At 34.4% G+C, this 20,251-nt stretch carries 22 protein-coding genes; 14 read left to right on the top strand and 8 right to left on the bottom strand.

Going from position 1 to position 20,251, the window contains the following annotated elements:
• Positions 1 to 199 precede the first annotated feature (199 nt).
• On the bottom strand, positions 200 to 979 hold the full coding sequence (locus B6D18_RS09965; RefSeq protein WP_086364317.1) for an SDR family oxidoreductase: 780 nt from the start codon (positions 977 to 979) through the stop codon (positions 200 to 202).
• 231 nt (positions 980 to 1,210) lie between these two features.
• On the opposite strand from B6D18_RS09965, the gene B6D18_RS09960 reads away from it, so the two are divergent.
• Entirely contained in the window at positions 1,211 to 2,101 is an 891-nt protein-coding gene (locus B6D18_RS09960) for a LysR substrate-binding domain-containing protein (RefSeq protein WP_144063979.1), read from the top strand.
• Between the two features lie 111 nt (positions 2,102 to 2,212).
• Here the strand turns inward: B6D18_RS09960 and tolC are convergent, their stop codons facing one another.
• Positions 2,213 to 3,559: an outer membrane channel protein TolC gene (gene tolC, locus B6D18_RS09955; RefSeq protein WP_086364315.1), complete on the bottom strand. Its 1,347-nt coding sequence runs from the start codon at positions 3,557 to 3,559 to the stop codon at positions 2,213 to 2,215.
• 140 nt (positions 3,560 to 3,699) lie between these two features.
• Here tolC and nudF point away from each other — a divergent pair, with 140 nt between their 5' ends.
• Both nudF and cpdA read left to right on the top strand, forming a co-directional pair.
• A complete protein-coding gene (gene nudF / locus B6D18_RS09950; RefSeq protein ID WP_086364314.1) occupies positions 3,700 to 4,329 on the top strand; it encodes an ADP-ribose diphosphatase in 630 nt (209 codons plus the stop codon).
• 160 nt (positions 4,330 to 4,489) lie between these two features.
• Complete coding sequence (gene cpdA / locus B6D18_RS09945) at positions 4,490 to 5,320, top strand: 3',5'-cyclic-AMP phosphodiesterase (protein ID WP_158092570.1); 831 nt, start codon at positions 4,490 to 4,492, stop codon at positions 5,318 to 5,320.
• A gap of 33 nt (positions 5,321 to 5,353) precedes the next feature.
• Here the strand turns inward: cpdA and cls are convergent, their stop codons facing one another.
• From cls to fldA, 5 genes are all read right to left on the bottom strand, one after another.
• Entirely contained in the window at positions 5,354 to 6,817 is a 1,464-nt protein-coding gene (gene cls, locus B6D18_RS09940; protein ID WP_086364312.1) for a cardiolipin synthase, read from the bottom strand.
• Positions 6,818 to 6,822: 5 nt separating this feature from the next.
• A complete protein-coding gene (gene yciA, locus B6D18_RS09935; protein WP_086364318.1) occupies positions 6,823 to 7,281 on the bottom strand; it encodes an acyl-CoA thioester hydrolase YciA in 459 nt (152 codons plus the stop codon).
• 33 nt (positions 7,282 to 7,314) lie between these two features.
• A complete protein-coding gene (locus tag B6D18_RS09930; protein WP_086364311.1) occupies positions 7,315 to 7,857 on the bottom strand; it encodes an inner membrane-spanning protein YciB in 543 nt (180 codons plus the stop codon).
• Positions 7,858 to 7,924: 67 nt separating this feature from the next.
• Positions 7,925 to 8,383, bottom strand: a complete 459-nt coding sequence (gene fur, locus B6D18_RS09925; protein WP_086364310.1) for a ferric iron uptake transcriptional regulator — start codon at positions 8,381 to 8,383, stop codon at positions 7,925 to 7,927.
• Between the two features lie 78 nt (positions 8,384 to 8,461).
• On the bottom strand, positions 8,462 to 8,974 hold the full coding sequence (gene fldA, locus B6D18_RS09920; RefSeq protein ID WP_086364309.1) for a flavodoxin FldA: 513 nt from the start codon (positions 8,972 to 8,974) through the stop codon (positions 8,462 to 8,464).
• Between the two features lie 178 nt (positions 8,975 to 9,152).
• Here fldA and sucC point away from each other — a divergent pair, with 178 nt between their 5' ends.
• The 11 genes from sucC (at position 9,153) to hslU (ending at position 18,970) form a co-directional block, all read left to right on the top strand.
• Positions 9,153 to 10,325, top strand: a complete 1,173-nt coding sequence (gene sucC, locus B6D18_RS09915) for an ADP-forming succinate--CoA ligase subunit beta (RefSeq protein WP_086364308.1) — start codon at positions 9,153 to 9,155, stop codon at positions 10,323 to 10,325.
• 24 nt (positions 10,326 to 10,349) lie between these two features.
• Positions 10,350 to 11,216 carry a succinate--CoA ligase subunit alpha gene (gene sucD, locus B6D18_RS09910; protein WP_086364307.1) on the top strand — a complete coding sequence of 289 codons (867 nt, stop codon included), beginning with the start codon at positions 10,350 to 10,352 and terminating at the stop codon, positions 11,214 to 11,216.
• Between the two features lie 107 nt (positions 11,217 to 11,323).
• Positions 11,324 to 12,895: a cytochrome ubiquinol oxidase subunit I gene (locus tag B6D18_RS09905; protein WP_086364306.1), complete on the top strand. Its 1,572-nt coding sequence runs from the start codon at positions 11,324 to 11,326 to the stop codon at positions 12,893 to 12,895.
• Positions 12,896 to 12,914: 19 nt separating this feature from the next.
• Positions 12,915 to 14,051, top strand: a complete 1,137-nt coding sequence (gene cydB / locus B6D18_RS09900) for a cytochrome d ubiquinol oxidase subunit II (RefSeq protein ID WP_086364305.1) — start codon at positions 12,915 to 12,917, stop codon at positions 14,049 to 14,051.
• Between the two features lie 9 nt (positions 14,052 to 14,060).
• Positions 14,061 to 14,168, top strand: a complete 108-nt coding sequence (locus B6D18_RS09895; protein WP_086364304.1) for a cytochrome bd oxidase small subunit, CydX/CbdX family — start codon at positions 14,061 to 14,063, stop codon at positions 14,166 to 14,168.
• A gap of 185 nt (positions 14,169 to 14,353) precedes the next feature.
• On the top strand, positions 14,354 to 14,749 hold the full coding sequence (ybgC, locus tag B6D18_RS09890; RefSeq protein ID WP_086364303.1) for a tol-pal system-associated acyl-CoA thioesterase: 396 nt from the start codon (positions 14,354 to 14,356) through the stop codon (positions 14,747 to 14,749).
• The gene (gene tolQ / locus B6D18_RS09885; RefSeq protein ID WP_086364302.1) at positions 14,750 to 15,430 is read left to right on the top strand and encodes a protein TolQ; all 681 of its coding nucleotides are present in this window, start codon (positions 14,750 to 14,752) and stop codon (positions 15,428 to 15,430) included.
• Positions 15,431 to 15,432: 2 nt separating this feature from the next.
• On the top strand, positions 15,433 to 15,852 hold the full coding sequence (gene tolR, locus B6D18_RS09880; RefSeq protein ID WP_086364301.1) for a colicin uptake protein TolR: 420 nt from the start codon (positions 15,433 to 15,435) through the stop codon (positions 15,850 to 15,852).
• Positions 15,853 to 15,883: 31 nt separating this feature from the next.
• Positions 15,884 to 16,918, top strand: a complete 1,035-nt coding sequence (gene tolA / locus B6D18_RS09875) for a cell envelope integrity protein TolA (RefSeq protein WP_216818942.1) — start codon at positions 15,884 to 15,886, stop codon at positions 16,916 to 16,918.
• A gap of 168 nt (positions 16,919 to 17,086) precedes the next feature.
• Positions 17,087 to 17,614, top strand: coding sequence for an ATP-dependent protease subunit HslV (gene hslV, locus B6D18_RS09870; protein WP_086364299.1), 528 nt, complete (start codon positions 17,087 to 17,089; stop codon positions 17,612 to 17,614).
• Between the two features lie 27 nt (positions 17,615 to 17,641).
• Positions 17,642 to 18,970: an HslU--HslV peptidase ATPase subunit gene (hslU, locus tag B6D18_RS09865; protein WP_086364298.1), complete on the top strand. Its 1,329-nt coding sequence runs from the start codon at positions 17,642 to 17,644 to the stop codon at positions 18,968 to 18,970.
• Positions 18,971 to 19,045: 75 nt separating this feature from the next.
• Here hslU and B6D18_RS09860 read toward each other — a convergent pair.
• The coding region (locus B6D18_RS09860) for an AsmA family protein (protein WP_144063978.1) at positions 19,046 to 20,251 on the bottom strand (1,206 nt) is incomplete at its 5' end.

The following is a 20,251-nucleotide window of genomic DNA, read 5'->3' as shown; positions in this document are numbered from 1 at the left end:
GTATCATGATGATATGAGTAATAATTAAGGTTATTCGTCAATACCTTTAACTTGGGTGTTGTCTTTATTTTAAAATAGCTAATAAGAAAAAAATCTCCAAATTCAATCATATAAAAAAACTATACAACAAAAAGTGAGGAACGGGGTTTTTGAAACCCCGAAACCTTTTATATAAATAATTTTGATTTATATTCGTTATTTATTTTTGATTTTCGGCAGGATTACCAGAATAAGGAAATATATTATTTTTTAAATTGAATGAGAAATCTTTAGTAATGATCTCGCCAATGATTTTGTCGCTATCATAAAGGGCTAATAAAAACTCAGCCATTTGTTCGGCAGAATGATATTTAGCAAAACTTTTATCATAGTCATATTCATCAACATTATTGGCTTTTTTGCCAAATTCTGTTTGTGTTGCCGCTGGAGCAAGTACTTTTGCTCTTAATTGAGCTTTAGCTTGTATCAGTTCTTGGGCAAGTCCTTCAGTGAAAGCATTAACATAAAATTTTGTGGCACAATAGGTAACAGCATTTGGTACAATGGTATAGCCGCCTCGTGATGATATATTAATCAATTGAGTATTTGCTTGATCTTTATATTTACGGACATAAAGCGTTGATAGGATGGTTAATGCTTCAATATTTAAATGCAGCATGGATTCGATTTTTGTTAAATCTTGATCATTTACACTGCCATAATGACCAAAACCAGCATTGTTAATCCAAGTTTCGATAAAATAATTTTCTAATTCATTGAATAAATTGTAATTAGACAGTGTATTGGTTAAATCACAAACTTTTATAATAACTTCGACTTCGGGATTTATTTCTGCTATTTGTTGCTTTAATGATTCTAAATTTTCTTTTCTTCTAGCAATTACTATCAGATTTTTGTTTCTTTTGGCAAATGCGATTGCCGTTGCATAACCTATTCCTGAGCTAGCGCCAGTGATAACGGTATATCTTTTATTTTCCATTTTTAATCCTTTTATTACTTAGATTGGTACCTATCTTTTAATGAGTTGACATCACTAGCTAGTTAGCTGACTTAAAAATCGTTACGCAAACTTAATCAGCAGAACTTTGTTTAATGATGATTGTATGCTCACTAAATTTCCGTATTTAATTGAAGATCTGTATTATATTGATTGATAAAATGACAATAAATAACATCAAAATTGATTTATTAACAACTGAGGGTTACTAATGTGGATCTAGTTAAATGTATGGAAGCATTTGTTATAACAGTAAAAACAGGCTCTTTTGCTGCAACTTCTATTTCATTAAATACCTCCCCACAAATGATTGCTAAATATATTCTTTTTTTAGAAAATTATTTGGGTCTAAAATTGCTTAATCGAACGACCAGATCACAACATCTAACTGAATTTGGCAAACAGTATTATGAAAAATGTTTGTCTATTCTAAGTGAAATTAAAAGTACAAAAACATTAGCCCAGCAATTTAGCCAAGAGCCCAAGGGAAGATTAAGGGTTAGTGCTCCAATTAGTTATGGTCAATTTAATTTGATTCCAGTGATAAGTCGTTTTATGAAATGTTATCCGAAAGTGAATATTGATATGCAATTAAGTGATCGTTATGTCGACTTAGTTAAAGATGATTTTGATGTGGTGTTTCGAATTGGTTCATTAAATGATTCAAGTTTAATTGCGCGTAAACTAGGTGACTTACAGCTGATTTTTGCTGCTTCACCAAGCTATTTAGCTCACAATGGCGTACCATCAATACCTGATGATTTGAAGAAGCATCAATGCTTAATATATCAATATGTCAATCCGACTAAAAAGGATAATTTTTGGCCATTTACTATAAATGGTAAGTTAACTAATATTGCTATTTCTGGCACATTTCAAAGTAATAATACCACCGCATTAGCAGTAGCAGCTATCGAGGGATTAGGTATCACGATGTTACCTGAGTCAGTACTAACTGAGTCTATAAAACAAAGCAAATTAATTCCTATTCTGCAAGATTTTTTACCTCCGCCTAGAGAAGTACACCTTTTGTATACAGCAGATAAGCAAAGGTTACCTAAACTTAATATTTTTATTGAGTTTATGGTTAATGCTATGTCTTGATAAACTTTGCAAAACACTTAGTAATAGAGTTAAATTAGATAAATTAATCACTCAAAATAGAAAAAGCGATCCTTAGATCGCTTTTTCTGTCTAATTTAACTTTATAGTTAATTATTTTATCGTTGCAATAGTACTAACTTCTTTACCTAACATGTTGTTTAAGTAAACTAAATCATTTGCAGTTAAAGTACCAACAGCATATTTCAACTGTAATAAGCTAGTTAAATAGTTGTATTTAGCATCCGATAGATTTCGTTTTGAACTATAAAGTTGTGTGGTGGCATTAAGCACATCAACAATAGTACGTGTTCCTACTTGATAACCAGAAGATGTGGCTTCAAATGAACTTTGTGCAGAAACCACTGCTTGTTGATAAGCTCTAATCGCACTAATTGATGACGAAATATTGTTATAAGATGAACGAACTTGATTGATCACACTACGATTAGTACTTTCAAGCTTTTCACTGAAACTAACAAAGTTCTGTTGTGCTTGTTGCACTTGTGAGACGGTCGCACCACCAGAGAACAGTGGTAAACTTACGCTTATACCAACTTTATTCTCTCCAGAATATTTTTTACCAGCGGTATGTCCTTGATAATGTGTATGGCCATAACTCTCAGATTTATTTAAATTAGTTGATGCATCAAGACTTGCTGTAGGCATAAAACCTGATTGTGCCATTTTTATTTGATCACGAGCAATCTCTTGATTTAACTTCATAGTTAATAAGTTAAGATTGGCGGTTTCAGATTGTTTTAGCAATGTATTAATTTGCGTTGGCGCTTGAGTTTTAAATGTTTTGGTATCAACACTTGCTAGCTTAGAGTAAAAGCGACCACTAACTTGACGCAATGCTTCAATAGCGTTATTTAAGTCATTTAATGCATTAACTTGTTGTGCTTCCGTTAAATCGTAATTTGCTTGTGCATTTTGTACATCTGTAATGGCAACTAAACCAACTTTATGCTGTTGGCGAGTTTGTTGTAATTGACGACCAATTGCTTTTTTCTGAGCATCAATAAAGCTTAACGCATCAAGACATTTAAGTACATTAAAGTAAGCTACAGAAGTGTTTAAAATCAATGTTTGTCCTTGATATTGATAAGAAATATCCGCAATAGTTGCTTGTTTTTTCGTGATATCTAAAGCTTTCCAGTTAGAAAAATTAAAGATACTCTGCGATACAGCTACTTGATATAAATTAGCGCTTTTACTTTTCTTACCGCTGTTCTCTCGACGCCCATGATCTATAGTATAAGAAGCACTTAGGCCAACTTGGGGGAGTAAGCTTGCACGAGAACCTGAAATTGCTGAATAAGCTTTATCTTTTTCAGCCAATGAACTGCGTAAATCTGGATTGGTTTCTTTTGCTTGTTCATAAACTTGAACTAAGTTTTCAGCAAACACAGTTTGACTTAATGCTAAGCCAATTAAAAAGGTTAAAGTTTTTTTCATCAATCTTTCTCTTTAAAAGCAATAAAATAGAATAATATTTTTCAATTGCGTAATTTTAACAGATAATTAGCATATAGAAAGTGCCCATATTGGTTATTCGCACTTTTTATTAAAATTTAGCTTAAAATCGAGAATTTAATATGAAATATAAATCTACCCCAGTAATTTTTAACAAAAAAGATGTGTTTAATTTAACTAAACGAATTTTATATAAAGGTTTTTTCTCGTTGTTTGAATATCGTTTTCAATATCGTAAGTTTGATGGTTCTGTAAGCGAAATGGTTTCGCGTGAAATTCTAGAACGCGGTCATGCTGTGGTGCTTTTAGCTTATGATGATAAACGAGATGAAGTTGTCCTTATAGAACAAATTCGTATCGCAGCTATTGATACTCAAGCTAGCCCATGGATATTAGAATTAATTGCCGGCATGATGGATCATGATAATGAGTCGACTGAAGAAGTAGCAAGACGAGAAGCGCTGGAAGAGGCAGGTATTGTTATTGGACAATGTAAGCCGATCATAAGTTATTTGGCCTCACCAGGTGGCTTAACTGAGCAGTTGCATATTCTGGTTGGTCAAGTTGATTCTTCGACCGCAAAAGGTGTACATGGTTTGGCTGAAGAAAACGAAGATATTAAGGTTCATGTAGTGAGTCGTGAACAAGCTTATAAATGGGTTGAAGATGGAGTAATTAACAATGCTGCATCAATTATTGCACTACAGTGGTTACAACTTAATCATCTAACACTGAAGAATGAGTGGAAATAAGTAGTTTTTTGTTAAACTACGCAATTATTACTTTCCTAAAAATAGAATTTATTTTACAATTTAAGATAACATTATGATTTAAAATGAAAATTGTGATGTTGATCACAATATCAATTCTATTACTGACATGATTTCATATAATAAATGATAGAGGTAGATTTTGGAGTCACTTTTAAAGCTTCAAATACGTAATAAGCATTATGCAAAAATACTGCATATTACCGATACACATCTGTTTGCTGATGATAATGGCGCATTACTAGGCGTTAAGTCAAATGCTAGTTTTTTATCAGTTATTTCTGAAATTAAGCATAGTAAAAAGAAGTTTGATTTGATTGTGGCAACAGGTGATTTTGTCCAAGATGGTGCCAAAAAATCGTATGCACGCTTTGCAGAGCAAATTCAAAAGTTTGCTACACCGTGTGTTTGGTTAGCCGGAAATCATGATAATTATAATTATATGCAAGAGGTATTTTCGAATTATCAACTTGCTGAAAATAAAAGTATATTACTCGGCGATAACTGGTTAATTGTGTTATTAAACAGTCAAGTTGTTGGTCAAGCTTGTGGGATGTTGCCTGAATCTGAATTGCAGTTTTTACAAAATACTTTAACAGCTCATGCCGATAAAAATACCCTAGTATTCTTGCATCATCATCCGATTTCCTCGGGTTGTGATTGGCTGGATGAGCATATTTTAAAAAATAGTTACAAACTCGAAGAAATCATCAAACATCATCCTAATATAAAAGGAGTAGGTTGGGGACATATTCATCAACAACAAGATCATATTTGGCATAATTGTCATGCTTTTTCGACGCCCTCTACATGTTTTCAATTTAAACCGAATTGTAGTGATTTTCAATTATCTAATGAACATGCACCAGGATGGCGAGAAATTATTCTTAATCAAGATGGAACGATTGAATCTAATGTTTTTCGTATTGCAGGTAATCAATTTTTACCTGATATATCACAAAAAGGCTATTAAGAGCTCTTTTGCCAGTTAATTTTCTAAAATTACCTAGAGTAAAGGGGCAAAAAAGTAGAATAATCGTTCAATAACCCGTTGCCAGATTGGTCGTTTCTTCCATTTTTGGATATTAATTTTTTCTGACTGTGATAAATATTGTTTTAATAGCTGTGATAGTGATTTGGCAAATTGAGCGTCATCAATAACAGTAGTGATTTCAAAATTTAACCATAAACTGCGCATATCTAAATTAACGGTTCCAACTAGGCTAAGTTGATTATCAACTAGAACACTTTTTGTATGTAATAAATTATCATTAAATTGATAAAGTTTAACGCCACTACTTAATAATTCCGAAAAGAAAGCGCGACTAGCCCATTTTACCATTAATGAGTCGTTCTTTTTCGGCGTAATGATAATAACCTCAACACCACGTTGGGCGGCAGTGCAGATTGCATGTAAAATATCATCACTAGGTACTAAATAAGGTGTAGTAAAAATAATTTTTTCTTGAGCAGAATAAATTGCTGTCAATAACACTTGATGGATCATGTTTTCGGTATAACCAGGACCAGAAGGAATAAGCTGCATAATATGTTTCTTTTCTTCTGGTGGTTCAGCAAAATCAGTAATTTGTGGTAGAGCTAAATGTTTCCCAGTTTCAAGTTCCCAATCACTCGCGTATATAGCTCCCATTAGGGTGGTAACCGGTCCATTCATTCTGATCATGATATCAACCCATTCTCCAACATGCTTATTTTGTTTAAAGAATCTAGGGTCAACAATATTCATACTTCCGGTATAGGAGATATAATTATCTATAATGGCTACCTTACGGTGTTGACGCAAATCAAGTCGTCTAAACATAAATCTTAACAGATTAACTTGTAACGCCTCGATGATGATGATACCAGCATCACGCATTCTTTGACAGGCTTTCGATCTAATAAAATGTCTACTTCCCGCTGAGTCAATCATTAATCGACAGGTAACGCCTCTTTGAGTGGCTTGTATTAGTGCTTGTTCAACATCATCCGCTTTACCACCTTCATTCCAGATATAAAATACCATTTCTATATTGGAGTTTGCATTATTGATATCTTCAATAAGACGATTGAAAATGGTGTCGGTATCACTTAATAATTCAATATGATTGCCTTTTATACCGTCAAGTCCTGTTTGATGTTTACAAAGTTGAAAAATAGGCTTACTGACTTGACTGACTTTAGCGGTAAAAATATCAGGAAAAGCGCATAATTGCTTAATAAATTTTGTGATCGTTGGGCGCATTTTTTGCGCACGCTTAGCTCGCTGTTGCCCTAAGTGAGTCTCTCCTAAAGCAAAGTAAAGAATAATGCCAATAATAGGTAATATATAAATGACCAACATCCATGCAATTACGTAAGTGGTTGGCCTTCTTTTAAAGACAATACGTAACGTAGTCGCCACAATAAGCAACCAGTAAACGAGAAAAATTAATGTACTCATTAATGCATGGAATGATGTAAATTGCATATTTATTAGCTATAAGTTAAGTTTAATTTGCTAATAGGATCTTTAGTACAATCATAGTGTTGAAATATTTCAGGCAAAGGTTTTGGATTATTATGTTTATCTACAGAAACATAGGTAAAGGTAGCATCGGTGATACGGAAACGCTGAGTAGCAATTTCTGAATCAGTTACTTTTTTAATCCAAACTTCAATCTCGATGGTAATTGAGGTAGTGCCAGTTTTTATACAATGAGCATAACAACATACTACATCGCCAACCATTGCCGGTTTGTGAAAAGTAATACTACTTGCATTAACTGTCACTACTCTTCTTTTGGCAATTTCTTTAGCTAAAATACCACCAGCTAAATCCATTTGTGACATGATCCATCCGCCAAAAATATGGCCATGTGGATTAGTGTCTGCCGGCATAGCTAAGGTTCGTAATACTAATTGTCCTTTAGGGTTGTTATCATTTTGTGTCATGGTCATGTTGATAATACTCCTACCTGTATAATTTTAACTATTGTCAGTAGTTTTACTCATATTTCGGTAAATATAAATTCCCGATATTAAAGACATTATTAATGATACTGCCGGTAAAATAAATACTTTAAAAATCCAGAAGAAGTCATCTGTTGCATAATATGTTGCGATTAAACTGAAAGTCCCACAGGCAATAAAAAATACAATCCATATTAGATTCAACTTATTCCAGACTGTTATATCAAGCTGTATCTCTTTAGCTAACATTTTTTGTATAAGATTTTTCTTGAAAATAAACTGACTAACAGATAAAGCGGTAGCAAATAAAAAGTTAATAATGGTTACTTTCCATTTGATAATATTAGGTTCGCGAGTTAACAATGTCACGCCACCAAAAATCATTACCATCAGATAAGATATCAGCTCAACTTTGTCAATTTTTTTATACATAACAAGAATAATTGAAAAGGATATTGTTGAGGCAATCATTAATGCTTGGACGCCGACAAAAATATCGTAAATTGTTAAAAATATAAAAAATACGATAAGTGGGATAAAATTTAAAAGCTGCTTCATGTGATTATTAACCTGACAGATAAAAGTATGTATTATTCTCAATAAGTAAAAAGCCTATAAAATAGGCTTATTTTTTAGTATGAAGTTCGGGATGAGCTTTACAGTTACCGGCTTTACAATGTCCGTAAAGATATAAGCTATGAAAAGTGAGGGTAACGCCATATTGTTCTGCAATTTCTTTTTGACGTTGATTAATTGTTTCGTCTCGAAATTCAAATACTTCGCCACAATCTAAACAAATTAAATGATCGTGGTGTTTTTGTGAAGCAAGTTCGAAAACAGCTCTGCCACCTTCAAAATTGTGTCGAGTCACAATCCCGGCATCGTCAAATTGATTCAATACTCGATAAACTGTGGCAAGGCCAATTTCTTCGCCCATATCAAGTAATTTTTTATAAAGATCTTCGACAGTAATGTGTTGGCATGAAGGGTCCCGTAATAATTCTAAAATTTTTAATCGTGGTAAGGTAACCTTTAAGCCGGCACTTTTCAGTGCTGCATTATTATCTTTATCATGATTTGTCATATTACATTCCAATTGAGTTGTTTAATAAGACATATTATAAAAATATGTACGGAAAATAAAATAAATCACTTTGATAGATCAAATATTCATTTCAGTTTTTACTTGGTTTACCCAATTATTAATGCGTTCTTCTGTTAATTCTGGTTGACGATCTTCATCAATGGCTAAACCAACAAAATGATTATCATCAACTAAACTTTTCGATGCTTCAAAGCTGTATCCTTCAGTTGACCAATGACCAACAATTTTGGCCCCTTTAGGTTCGATAATATCGCGAATCGTTCCCATCGCATCACAAAAATATTCTGCATAATCTTCTTGGTCGCCACAGCCAAAAATTGCTACAGTTTTACCATTAAAATCAATTTGTTCCAAATTAGGGAAAAAATCGTCCCAATCAGCTTGAGATTCGCCATAATACCAAGTTGGGATACCAAAAAATAAGCAATCATATTTTTCGATATGTTCTTTTGTAGTTTTTGCAATATCGAAAAGATCTGCTTTATCTGTACCTAAAATTTGTTGGATTTGTTTAGCTACATTCTCTGTATTACCGGTGTCACTACCAAAAAAGATTCCAACTTGTGTCATATTTTTACCTTTACTGTTATTACAATATCAATATATCTCTTGAGTATATCATTGTCGGTTATTATCAGCAATAATTCTCAATTACTATAAACATAAGTAATTATTTACTACACAATCTTTGCATCTTGCATTAAAATTAGCCACTATTTTTTGGCAATCAGAGCTTTGGGATTTATTTATGAACCTGCATGAGTATCAATCAAAACACCTATTTAAACAGTATAATTTGCCAGTGCCAGAAGGTTATGTATGTAACTCTATTGATGAAATACAGGATACATTGGCTGAAATTTCTTCGCAAACAACGACCAGTGCTTGGGTGGCAAAATGCCAAGTACATGCTGGGGGACGAGGTAAATCTGGTGGCGTTATTTGTACTAAAGATTTTAATGAAATAAAGCTTTTTGCTGAAAAGTGGCTAGGCCAGTATTTAGTCACTTATCAAACAACATCTGAAGGGCAACCCGTTAATCAAATTTTAATTGAGAAGGCCTCGAATATTGCTAAAGAACTTTATTTAGGTGCAGTAATTGATCGTAGTAGTAAACGTATTGTGGTGATGGCATCGACCGAAGGTGGTGTTGATATTGAAAAAGTTGCTGAAATGTCACCACATTTAATTCATAAGATATCGCTTGATCCATTGACAGGACCATGTGGCTATCAAGGTCGTGAACTCGCATTCAAGCTTGGTCTTAGTGGTAAACTAGTCAATCAATTTGCCAAATTATTTGTCAATTTTGCTAATCTTTTTATCAATAATGACGTTTCATTGGCTGAAGTAAATCCTTTAGTTATTACTGATTCACAAGAATTAATTTGTTTAGATGCTAAAGTTGTTCTGGATGATAATGCTATGTTCAGACATCCTGATTTAGCAATATTAAGAGATACAACCCAAGAAGACGAACGTGAATCAATTGCCGCTAAACAAGGTATTAGCTATGTTTCATTGGAAGGAAATATCGGTTGTATGGTGAATGGTGCCGGCCTTGCGATGGCGACAATGGATATGATCAAACTTTATGGTGGTGAGCCTGCGAACTTTTTAGATGTAGGTGGTGGCACAACCAAAGAGCGGGTAGCTGAAGCATTCAAATTAATTTTATCAGACAAAAATGTTAAAGCCATTTTAGTCAATATTTTTGGTGGTATTGTTCGTTGTGATCTTATTGCTAATGGCATTATTGATGCCATTAAAGAGATTGGTTTGACCGTGCCTGTTGTTGTTCGCCTTGAAGGTAATAATGCTGAGCTAGCAAGAGATATCTTGGCTAAGAGCGAATTAAATGTTATTACAGCAAAAGGATTAGTCGATGCAGCCCAACAAATTGTTGCTGTTGCACAATAATACGATGGGTGGAGAATTATTATTATGTCAATTTTGATTAATAAAGAAACAAAAGTAATTTGTCAGGGATTCACTGGTAGTCAGGGTACTTTCCATTGTGAGCAAGCAATTGCGTATGGTACAAAAATTGTTGGTGGTGTAACGCCGGGGAAGGGCGGTACCATGCATTTAGGCTTACCTGTATTTAATACAGTTAAAGAAGCCATAGCGGCAACTGGTGCAACAGCAACAGTAATTTATGTTCCTGCTGCTTTTGGTAAAGACTCAATTTTAGAAGCAATTGATGCAGGTATTAAACTAATAGTATGTATTACAGAAGGCATTCCAACTTTGGATATGCTTATTGTTAAACAAAAATTAGTCGAAAATGATGTTGTTATGATTGGACCTAATTGTCCTGGTATTATTGTTCCTGATGAGTGCAAAATAGGTATTATGCCAGGACATATTCATTTAGCAGGAAAAGTAGGCATTGTTTCTCGTTCAGGTACTTTGACTTATGAAGCAGTAAAACAAACTACCGATATCGGATTAGGCCAATCAGTGTGTGTAGGAATTGGTGGTGATGCTATCCCGGGTAGTGATTTTATCTCCATCTTAAAATTACTTCAGCAAGACCCTAAGACTGAGGCTATTGTAATGATAGGTGAAATTGGAGGTAGTGCAGAAGAAGAAGCCGCCAATTATATCAAAAAGAATGTTACCAAGCCTGTTATCGCTTATATTGCCGGTGTTTCCGCTCCTGCTGGTAAACGTATGGGCCATGCTGGAGCTATCATTTCAGGAAACAAAGGGACGGCTGCCGATAAAACTAAAGCTTTACAGGCTGCAGGCATCATTGTTGTAAATAGTTTGGCGGAAATTGGTGAAATGGTAAAAAAACATCTTTAGATTCATTTTTTTGACATTCATCAAGTTTTATTCTTAAAATAATACTGTAAAATGCAATAAATAACGACAAAAAATTTGTGGGTATTTAAGGATAAAGGGAGCACGTTATGTTTGATATTGTAGAATTATCAAGACTTCAGTTTGCACTCACCGCAATGTATCATTTTATTTTTGTTCCATTAACGCTGGGTTTGGCTTTTATGCTTGCAATTATGGAAACAGTATATGTGGTTAGTGGCAAGCAAGTTTGGAAAGATATGACTAAATTCTGGGGTAAACTATTCGGTATTAATTTTGCCGTTGGTGTTGCTACCGGTTTAACTATGGAATTTCAATTTGGGACTAACTGGTCTCATTACTCGCATTATGTAGGTGATATATTTGGTGCACCTCTTGCGATTGAAGGGCTAATGGCATTTTTCTTAGAATCAACGATGGTTGGTTTATTCTTTTTTGGCTGGGATAGACTAAGTCGTGGTAAACATTTAATGGTTACTTGGTGTGTGGCCTTTGGTTCCAATTTCTCAGCGCTTTGGATTTTAGTTGCCAATGGTTGGATGCAATTTCCTATCGGTTCAGACTTTAATCCAATTACCTCTCGCATGGAAATGGCCAGTTTCTTTGAATTAATTACTAATACTGTTGCCCAATACAAATTTGTTCACACTGTCGCTGCTGGATACTTAACCGGCGCTATCTTTGTTTTAAGTATAAGCTCATATTATCTATTGAAAAAACGAGATTTGCCTTTTGCCAAACGTTCTTTTGCTGTTGCGGCTGTGTTTGGTTTTATTATGTCAATTGTTGTCGCTATTATGGGAGATGAGGCCGGTCACGAGTTGACAACAGTACAACCTGCAAAACTAGCGGCAATTGAAGGTGAATGGGAAACTCAACCAGCGCCAGCATCATTTAATGTTATCGCTTTTCCTTCACAAGAGAAAAAAGAGAATTTGTTCGCTCTTGAAATTCCTTATGTAATGGGAATCATGACAACTCGTTCATTTGATACGCAAGTTACTGGTTTAAGAGATATCTTAACTAACAATGAAGCTCGAGTTCGTAACGGTATTCAAGCTTATATTAATTTGGAAAAAATTCAGAAAGGTAATCAAGATCCAGCTGTATTAAAAGCCTTTGAAGATCATAAAGTTGATTTAGGCTATGGTTATTTAGTTAAGCGTTATACCGATCGTGATAACTTATCAATTCCTGAAGCGACTGAACAACATATTAAAGCTGCAACCGAAGATTCAATTCCAACTGTATGGCCACTGTTCTGGGCATTTAGAGGCATGGTTGGTTTGGGATTATTAATGATTTTAGGTACTGGGCTTGCTTTATGGACAACCTATAAAGGTCGAATTGGTGAAAAACGATGGTTATATCGTTTACTTCTATTATCGTTACCATTCCCGTGGCTAGCATGTGAATGTGGCTGGTTTGTTGCTGAATATGGTCGTCAACCATGGGCAATTCAAGATATTTTACCAACAGGCGTGGCGAGTTCCTCATTAACAGCGGGTGAGGTTTTATTTACTATGATTCTCATTTGTGGACTCTATACTCTGTTCTTGGTTGCTGAATTGTTCCTGATGTTTAAGTTTGCTCGATTAGGACCAAGTTCATTAGGTACTGGCAACTACCATTATGAAAAAACACAATCAATATCGGAATAAGGCATAGGGAGTATATACAATGATTGATTACGAAATTGTACGCGTCATCTGGTGGGTGTTGATTAGTGTTGTTTTGATCGCTTTTGTTATCACCGATGGCTTCGATATGGGTGTCGGAATTTTGTTACCTTTTATTGGCAAAACCGATACTGAACGTCGAATCATGATAAATGCAATTGCACCGCACTGGGATGGTAACCAAGTTTGGTTAATTACCGGGGGGGCAGGTATTTTTGCGGCATGGCCTACTGCTTATGCGGTATCTTTTTCTGGTTTTTATATTGCGATGATTTTAGTGCTTTGCGCGCTATTTTTTAGACCAATTGGTTTTGATTACCGTAGTAAACTAGAAAATTCTAAATGGCGTAGTATGTGGGATATCGCAATCTTTTTTGGTAGTTTTGTGCCCGCACTTGTTTTCGGGGTCGCATTTGGAAATTTATTAGAAGGTGTGCCATTTAGATTGGATATCAGTCAGCGTTCTTTTTATGATGGTTCGTTCTTTGGATTACTAAATCCATTTGCAATACTAGCTGGTATTGTGAGCTTGATCTTAATCGTAGCTCATGGTGGTGCTTGGTTACAAATGAAAACTTCTGGTGAGCTTTATTTAAGAGCAAGAAAGGCAACACAAATAGCAAGTTTGGTTATGCTAATTGCCTTTGTATTGGCTGGAGTTTGGGTTGCATTCGGTATTCATGGTTATGAAATTACGAGTGCTATAGATCATAATGGTGCATCAAATCCATTAACTAAAACTGTATCAACAAATTCTTCATGGCTAAAAAATTTCATGAATTATCCTATTTTATGGGTTGTTCCTGCATTAGGTGTTTTATTACCATTATTAACTGTTTTCTTTTCTAGTCTGAATAAAAATGGATTAGTGTTTTTATCTTCTTCATTAACTATTGTTTGTGTATTGTTTACCTATGGTATAGCAACATTCCCATTCATTATGCCATCAAGCATTATGCCAAATGCTAGTTTAACGATTTGGGACGCAACTTCTAGCCAATTAACACTTAATATTATGTTTGGTGTTGTGGTAATCTTTTTACCACTCATTCTTTTCTACACGATCTGGTCTTACATTAAAATGTTTGGACGTTTGGACAAAAACCATATTGAAAATAATAAACATTCACTTTATTAAGGATTAATTATGTATTACGTTTTATGGTTCATTGGAGTAATTGCTGCATGTATGCTAGCTGTTGTTACTGGACTTTGGGTTGAACATTCTAGTAATGAAAACGAAACTAATAAATAAAATATCAAAAAAATGACTGATATAAAGGGTGGCAATTGCCACCTTTTTACTTATAAACTTGAATAAAATATAAATAATTTACAAATGATAATTGTTTTCATTTAACTATTTTTATATCATAGTGCAGCGAATTTCATATTCAGATATAATAGGCTATTTTTTTAGCCTAAATTAAATCGAACAATATGAAACAATTCAATTGGAATGCAAGAGTCTATTATGAGGACACTGATGCTGGTGGAGTAGTTTATCATGCTCGGTATCTTGCTTTTTTTGAACGAGCTAGAACAGAAATGCTAAGACAGCTTGATATTAGTCAACAAAAGTTACTGCAAGAAGGTATTGCATTTGTTGTTAAAAAGATGGATATTAGCTACGACTTTCCAGCACGTTTAGATGACATGCTAACTATCAGCACTAAGGTTGAGCAAATTCGTAAGGCGTCTATTATTTTTAAACAGACAATTTTAAACCAAAATAAGCAAATTATCAGCAGCGCTGATGTAGTGATTGCTTGTGTCAATATGACTAAAATGAAGCCATGTGCGCTTCCTAAGTCATTAGTTTTGGAGTTTATTTAAGTGGAAAATCTGAATATTATCGATCTATTTTTACAAGCCGGATTTTTAGTACAAGGTGTTATGCTAGTGTTACTAATGTTTTCTGTAATGTCTTGGGCTATTATTTTTCAACGTAGCAGAATTTTAAGCAAAGCTAAAAAACAAGTTGAGCAATTTGACAATAGTTTTTGGTCTGCTGATGATCTAAATGTGCTCTTTGATAAAGCAAAATTCAATAAAGAAGAGATCTATGGTACAGAACATATTTTCTATTCGGGATTTAAAGAATTTTCTCGTTTATATCAAATTAACCCAAATATGCCAGAAGCAGCATTAGATGGTGCCTCTCGTTCGATGCGTTTAGCGATGAATCGCGAATTAGATAATTTAGAATTGCATATACCTTTTTTAGGTACGGTTGGATCGATTAGTCCATATATAGGTTTATTTGGTACGGTTTGGGGTATTATGCATGCATTTATTTCACTTGGAGCTGTAAAACAAGCTACGTTACAAATGGTAGCCCCAGGTATTGCTGAAGCGTTAATTGCGACAGCTATTGGGTTATTTGCGGCTATTCCTGCTGTACTAGCTTATAATCGATTGTCGTTAAGAGTAAGTCGAATGGAACAAAGTTATTTAAATTTTATTGATGAATTTTCTTCAATTTTACAACGTCAAGCAGTAGCAGTTAGGAAATAATTATGAGCAGACGTTCACGTTATTCAACCAAATCAGAGATCAATATTGTACCTTTGTTAGATGTATTACTGGTATTAGTATTGATTTTTATGGCCACAGCGCCAATAATAAGTCAAAGTGTTGAAGTTGACCTTCCTGAAGCAACAGAATCAAAAACTGTTTCTCCTTCTGATAACAAACCTATAATTATCGAAGTGTCGGGTGTAGGCGTTTATGCAATTATTATTGATCAAAATCGACAATCGAATATACCTCAAGAACAAATTGTTGCAGAAGTTAAGCAGCAAATGTCACTTAATGATAAAGCTGTTTTTTTAGTTGGCGGTGCGAAACAAGTTCCTTATGAAGAGATTATAAAGGCTTTAAATTTGCTTCAATCAGCAGGTGTAAAATCTGTTGGCTTGATGACTCAACCAATTTAATCAATTAATTATTAAAATATAAATGTCAGCAATGTCTAATAAGTCAAACTCAAAATTAAGTTTACCAATTGTCATTTCCATTATTTTTCATGGCATATTAATTATTGTCTTGGGATATAAGTTTGTAAGTGATACAGGTGAAAATTATGGTAGTATCAATGGCAACTCTATTGATGCCATCATGATTGATCCATCGGTTATGACTGAACAATATCAAAGACAATTGCAGGCAAAAACTAGTCAACAAAAAGCAGATCAAAAGAGTCAAGAACAACTAGATAAGCAAATAAAAGAACTCACTGAAAAAGCAGCTGCAGATAAAGCTGCAGCAGAAAAAGCCGCCGCTGAAAAGGCTGCAGCAGAAAAAGCCGCTGCTGAAAAAGCCGCAGCAGAAAAAGCCGCCGCTGAAAAGGCTGCAGCAGAAAAAGCCGCTGCTGATAAAGCTGCAGCAGAAAAAGCCGCCGCTGAAAAGGCTGCAGCAGAAAAAGCCGCCGCTGAAAAGGCTGCAGCAGAAAAAGCAGCTGCAGATAAAGCTGCAGCAGAAAAAGCCGCCGCTGAAAAGGCTGCAGCAGAAAAAGCCACTGCTGAGAAAACTGCAGCAGAAAAAGCAGCTGCAGATAAAGCTGCAGCAGAAAAAGCCGCTGCTGAAAAGGCTGCAGCAGAAAAAGCCGCAGCCGCAAAAAAAGAGAAGCAGAAAGCCGCACAAGCTAAAAAAGATAAAGCTCTCAACGATCTTTTGGGTGGGCTTACCTCCGGAACCCCAAGTTCAGGAGGTGCTGCCAGCCGTAAAGGTGTATCCGATGGAGAATTGAATAAATATAAATCATTAGTGAGAAATACAATAAGTAATAGGTTTCACAACCCATTAAATGTTTATCGAGGCAAAACTTGTGAATTGCAAATTAAGATAGCACCTGATGGGCTTGTGATTAGTGTTATCTCAAAAGGTGGTGATGCAGATCTATGTAGAGAAGCCATCATTGCGACTAAATTAAAGGAACTACCAAAACCAGCTAAAAATTTGTACAATGAAGTAGAAACCATGATTATCGAATTCCAACCATAATAAGAAAACAATTAGCTACTTGATTTTTATATTATATTTTTATTATACCATTCATTAATAAATAAATATTCCGCATCTTGATAATCAGATATTGAAAATTTACTAATCATCCCAATATATTCTCTATTCATTCCGAATTAAGTTTTTATGTAAAAGAAGGAGCAGAATATGACAACAATTGTCAGTCTTCGTCGTGAAGGTCAAGTCGTTATTGGTGGCGATGGACAAGTTACATTAGGTGAGCGTATTATTATGAAAGGTAATGCTCGAAAAGTTCGCCGATTGTATAACAATAAAGTGATTGCAGGATTTGCGGGAGGCACTGCCGATGCTTTTACTCTGTTTGAACTGTTTGAGAGAAAGCTAGAAATGCACCAAGGTCACCTAACTAAAGCTGCTGTGGAATTGGCCAAAGATTGGCGAACAGATAGAATGCTTCGTAAATTAGAAGCACTACTTGCCGTTGCAGATGAAAGCGCATCATTGATTATTACGGGTACTGGTGATGTTATTCAACCAGAAGATGATCTTATCGCAATAGGATCCGGTGGCCCATATGCTCAAGCTGCAGCACGAGCTTTATTAGATAATACTTCATTATCAGCACATGATATTGTGCAAAAATCTCTATCAATAGCAGGCGATATTTGTGTTTACACAAATAACTTCCAAACTATTGAAGAGCTTAATTACTAATTAATCTGATTTAAGAGAAATACTACTATGTCTGAAATGACTCCTCGCGAAATTGTAAGCGAACTAAACCAACATATTATTGGACAAGATAAAGCAAAACGTTCTGTTGCCATTGCTTTACGTAATCGCTGGCGTCGTATGCAACTTGATGAAGCATTACGTCATGAAGTTACGCCAAAAAATATTCTTATGATCGGCCCTACAGGGGTAGGTAAAACTGAAATTGCTAGACGATTAGCTAAATTAGCTCATGCACCTTTTATTAAAGTAGAAGCTACTAAATTTACTGAAGTTGGTTATGTCGGTAAAGAAGTTGACTCAATTATTCGAGATCTTACTGACTCTGCTGTGAAAATGATTCGCCAAGAAGCTATCGAAAGAAATCGTAATCGAGCTGAAGAACTAGCTGAAGAGCGCATTTTAGATGTGCTTGTTCCACCAGCTAAAGATGGTTGGGGGCAAGTTGAAAATAATAATGATTCAACAGCTAGACAAGCATTTAGAAAAAAATTACGTGAAGGTGCGCTTGACGATAAAGAAATTGAAATTGAAGTAGCTGGTGTCAATATTGGTGTTGAAATTATGGCTCCTCCAGGTATGGAAGAAATGACTAACCAACTACAGTCTATGTTTCAAAATTTAGGTGGCCAAAAAACTAAAGCGCGTAAAATGAAGATCAAAGATGCATTCAAACAGCTAATTGAAGAAGAAGCTGCGAAGTTGGTTAATCCTGATGATCTTAAACATGAAGCCATTGAAGCTGTAGAGCAAAATGGGATTGTATTTATCGATGAGATCGATAAAGTGTGTAAACGAGGTAATTCGTCTGGACCTGATGTTTCTCGCGAAGGTGTGCAACGTGATTTACTACCACTTGTTGAAGGTTGTACTGTTTCAACCAAACATGGATCAGTAAAAACCGATCATATTTTATTTATTGCATCGGGTGCGTTCCAAACTGCTAATCCATCAGATTTAATTCCTGAGTTGCAAGGACGTTTACCAATTCGTGTTGAATTACAAGCATTAACAAGCGAAGATTTTGAACGAATTCTAACTGAACCAAATGCATCATTGACAGTCCAATATAAAGCATTAATGGCAACTGAAGGTGTTAATATTGACTTTACACCAGATGGTATCCGTAAAATTGCTGAATCTGCTTGGCAAGTTAATGAACAAAATGAAAATATTGGTGCTCGCCGTTTGCATACAGTGCTTGAACGTTTAATGGAAGATGTCTCTTTCGAAGCTAGTGAATTGGGTGGTCAAACTATCACAATTGACGCTAAATATGTTAGTGATCATCTGGATAAACTTGTTGCAGATGAAGATTTGAGCAAGTTCATTTTATAAGAAAGATATTGTTAAATTAAAAGGTGAGTTAAATAACTCACCTTTTTTATATCTATTATTTAGTTAATGAGAAATTTATTTCTTTAGTAATCCGCCTAATATATCGGCTGCTTTAGATTTTAATTTGTCTTTGTCTTTGTCTTTGTCTTTGCGATTTTCTAATTTATCACGTAGTTTATCTAAACGCTGTTGTAATTTATCGCTAAACACATCAGACAATATTTGGGCGATATCTAATTGATAATGTAAATTAGAAAATTGGCCATATATACGTAGCGGTATTGTAACTTTTTGTAGTTTGGCAATGGTTTCGCTTTTATTATTCCAGCCACTTAGTATTTTTACATTCATATTCACATCTAAATCATGTTTAAGCATTCCCACTTTTCCTGAACCATCTATAATATCTAAGGTTTCAGAATTGGCGTTTAGCGAACTAAGTTGAATATTACCTTGATTTAAATAAGCATTGGTAGTGATTTTATGAAATTCAGTATATTTTTTACGATTTTCAGCATTTACCTTACCATTGCCGTATTTGGCGGCTGCCGTTTCGATAATGTTCTGAATATTGATATTATTTAATTTAGCATTGGTAATGACGATATTAGTATTACCTTTTAGATTTTCTAATAATTTAGTCGTTGATAATGTATTGGTTTCTAATGTGCCAAAGGCATTAAAAATGCCATCTAGATCATACGCCATATCCATTTGTGTAAAAAATGAATTTAAATTGATATTACTTATCTTGGTATTTAACTTAACTTGAGGTGTTTTTTGTTTACCATTAGCTGTACCTGTGGCAGTTAATTGCCCATTAGCAAACTTAAAGCTTAGATCTTTTAAATTAGCAATTCCATTTTGAATATTAACATCAATATTCATATTACTAAGTATAATTTTATTTGCCTTAATTTCTTTAATGTTTATAGTTGCTTTTCCATCAAATGAATTAAGCATACTTAACTCATTATTATTTTTGGCAACATTAGAAACAACCGGTGAAGTTTGTTGGACTGTAGTCTTCTTATCTGATTTTTTATCTTTTTGTAAAAAAGGTGTTAAATCTAATTTATTTGAATTTAATTGTAAATCGACATATGGTTTATTATCAAAACGAGTATTGATTTTACTGGTAAATTTATTGTCATTTATCGAAAAAACTAAGTTTTGGCTATTTAATTGCATAGGGCTTTGCTGATAATTAAAAACACCAGTTGCGCTTCCCTTGAGTGCATTCTCTGAACTAGCTATACCATTATAGGTGTAATCTAATTT

Source organism: Gilliamella sp. A7, from assembly GCF_002142015.1.
Classification (GTDB): Bacteria; Pseudomonadota; Gammaproteobacteria; order Enterobacterales; family Orbaceae; genus Gilliamella; species Gilliamella apis_A.
Note: the sequence above shows the minus strand (reverse complement) of the source record. Positions and strands in the feature narration are given on the sequence as shown.

What these genes read in the sequence shown, in the direction of transcription:
- sucC (WP_086364308.1), top strand. Translation starts at nt 9,153, where the DNA reads ATGAACCTGCATGAGTATCAATCAAAACACCTATTTAAACAGTATAAT.
- ybgC (WP_086364303.1), top strand. Translation starts at nt 14,354, where the DNA reads ATGAAACAATTCAATTGGAATGCAAGAGTCTATTATGAGGACACTGAT.
- tolR (WP_086364301.1), top strand. Translation starts at nt 15,433, where the DNA reads ATGAGCAGACGTTCACGTTATTCAACCAAATCAGAGATCAATATTGTA.
- B6D18_RS09965 (WP_086364317.1), bottom strand. Translation starts at nt 979, where the DNA reads ATGGAAAATAAAAGATATACCGTTATCACTGGCGCTAGCTCAGGAATA.
- B6D18_RS09930 (WP_086364311.1), bottom strand. Translation starts at nt 7,857, where the DNA reads ATGAAGCAGCTTTTAAATTTTATCCCACTTATCGTATTTTTTATATTT.
- tolC (WP_086364315.1), bottom strand. Translation starts at nt 3,559, where the DNA reads ATGAAAAAAACTTTAACCTTTTTAATTGGCTTAGCATTAAGTCAAACT.
- nudF (WP_086364314.1), top strand. Translation starts at nt 3,700, where the DNA reads ATGAAATATAAATCTACCCCAGTAATTTTTAACAAAAAAGATGTGTTT.
- tolA (WP_216818942.1), top strand. Translation starts at nt 15,884, where the DNA reads ATGTCTAATAAGTCAAACTCAAAATTAAGTTTACCAATTGTCATTTCC.
- B6D18_RS09905 (WP_086364306.1), top strand. Translation starts at nt 11,324, where the DNA reads ATGTTTGATATTGTAGAATTATCAAGACTTCAGTTTGCACTCACCGCA.
- yciA (WP_086364318.1), bottom strand. Translation starts at nt 7,281, where the DNA reads ATGACACAAAATGATAACAACCCTAAAGGACAATTAGTATTACGAACC.
- cydB (WP_086364305.1), top strand. Translation starts at nt 12,915, where the DNA reads ATGATTGATTACGAAATTGTACGCGTCATCTGGTGGGTGTTGATTAGT.
- hslV (WP_086364299.1), top strand. Translation starts at nt 17,087, where the DNA reads ATGACAACAATTGTCAGTCTTCGTCGTGAAGGTCAAGTCGTTATTGGT.
- B6D18_RS09895 (WP_086364304.1), top strand. Translation starts at nt 14,061, where the DNA reads ATGTATTACGTTTTATGGTTCATTGGAGTAATTGCTGCATGTATGCTA.
- sucD (WP_086364307.1), top strand. Translation starts at nt 10,350, where the DNA reads ATGTCAATTTTGATTAATAAAGAAACAAAAGTAATTTGTCAGGGATTC.
- fur (WP_086364310.1), bottom strand. Translation starts at nt 8,383, where the DNA reads ATGACAAATCATGATAAAGATAATAATGCAGCACTGAAAAGTGCCGGC.
- fldA (WP_086364309.1), bottom strand. Translation starts at nt 8,974, where the DNA reads ATGACACAAGTTGGAATCTTTTTTGGTAGTGACACCGGTAATACAGAG.
- cls (WP_086364312.1), bottom strand. Translation starts at nt 6,817, where the DNA reads ATGCAATTTACATCATTCCATGCATTAATGAGTACATTAATTTTTCTC.
- hslU (WP_086364298.1), top strand. Translation starts at nt 17,642, where the DNA reads ATGTCTGAAATGACTCCTCGCGAAATTGTAAGCGAACTAAACCAACAT.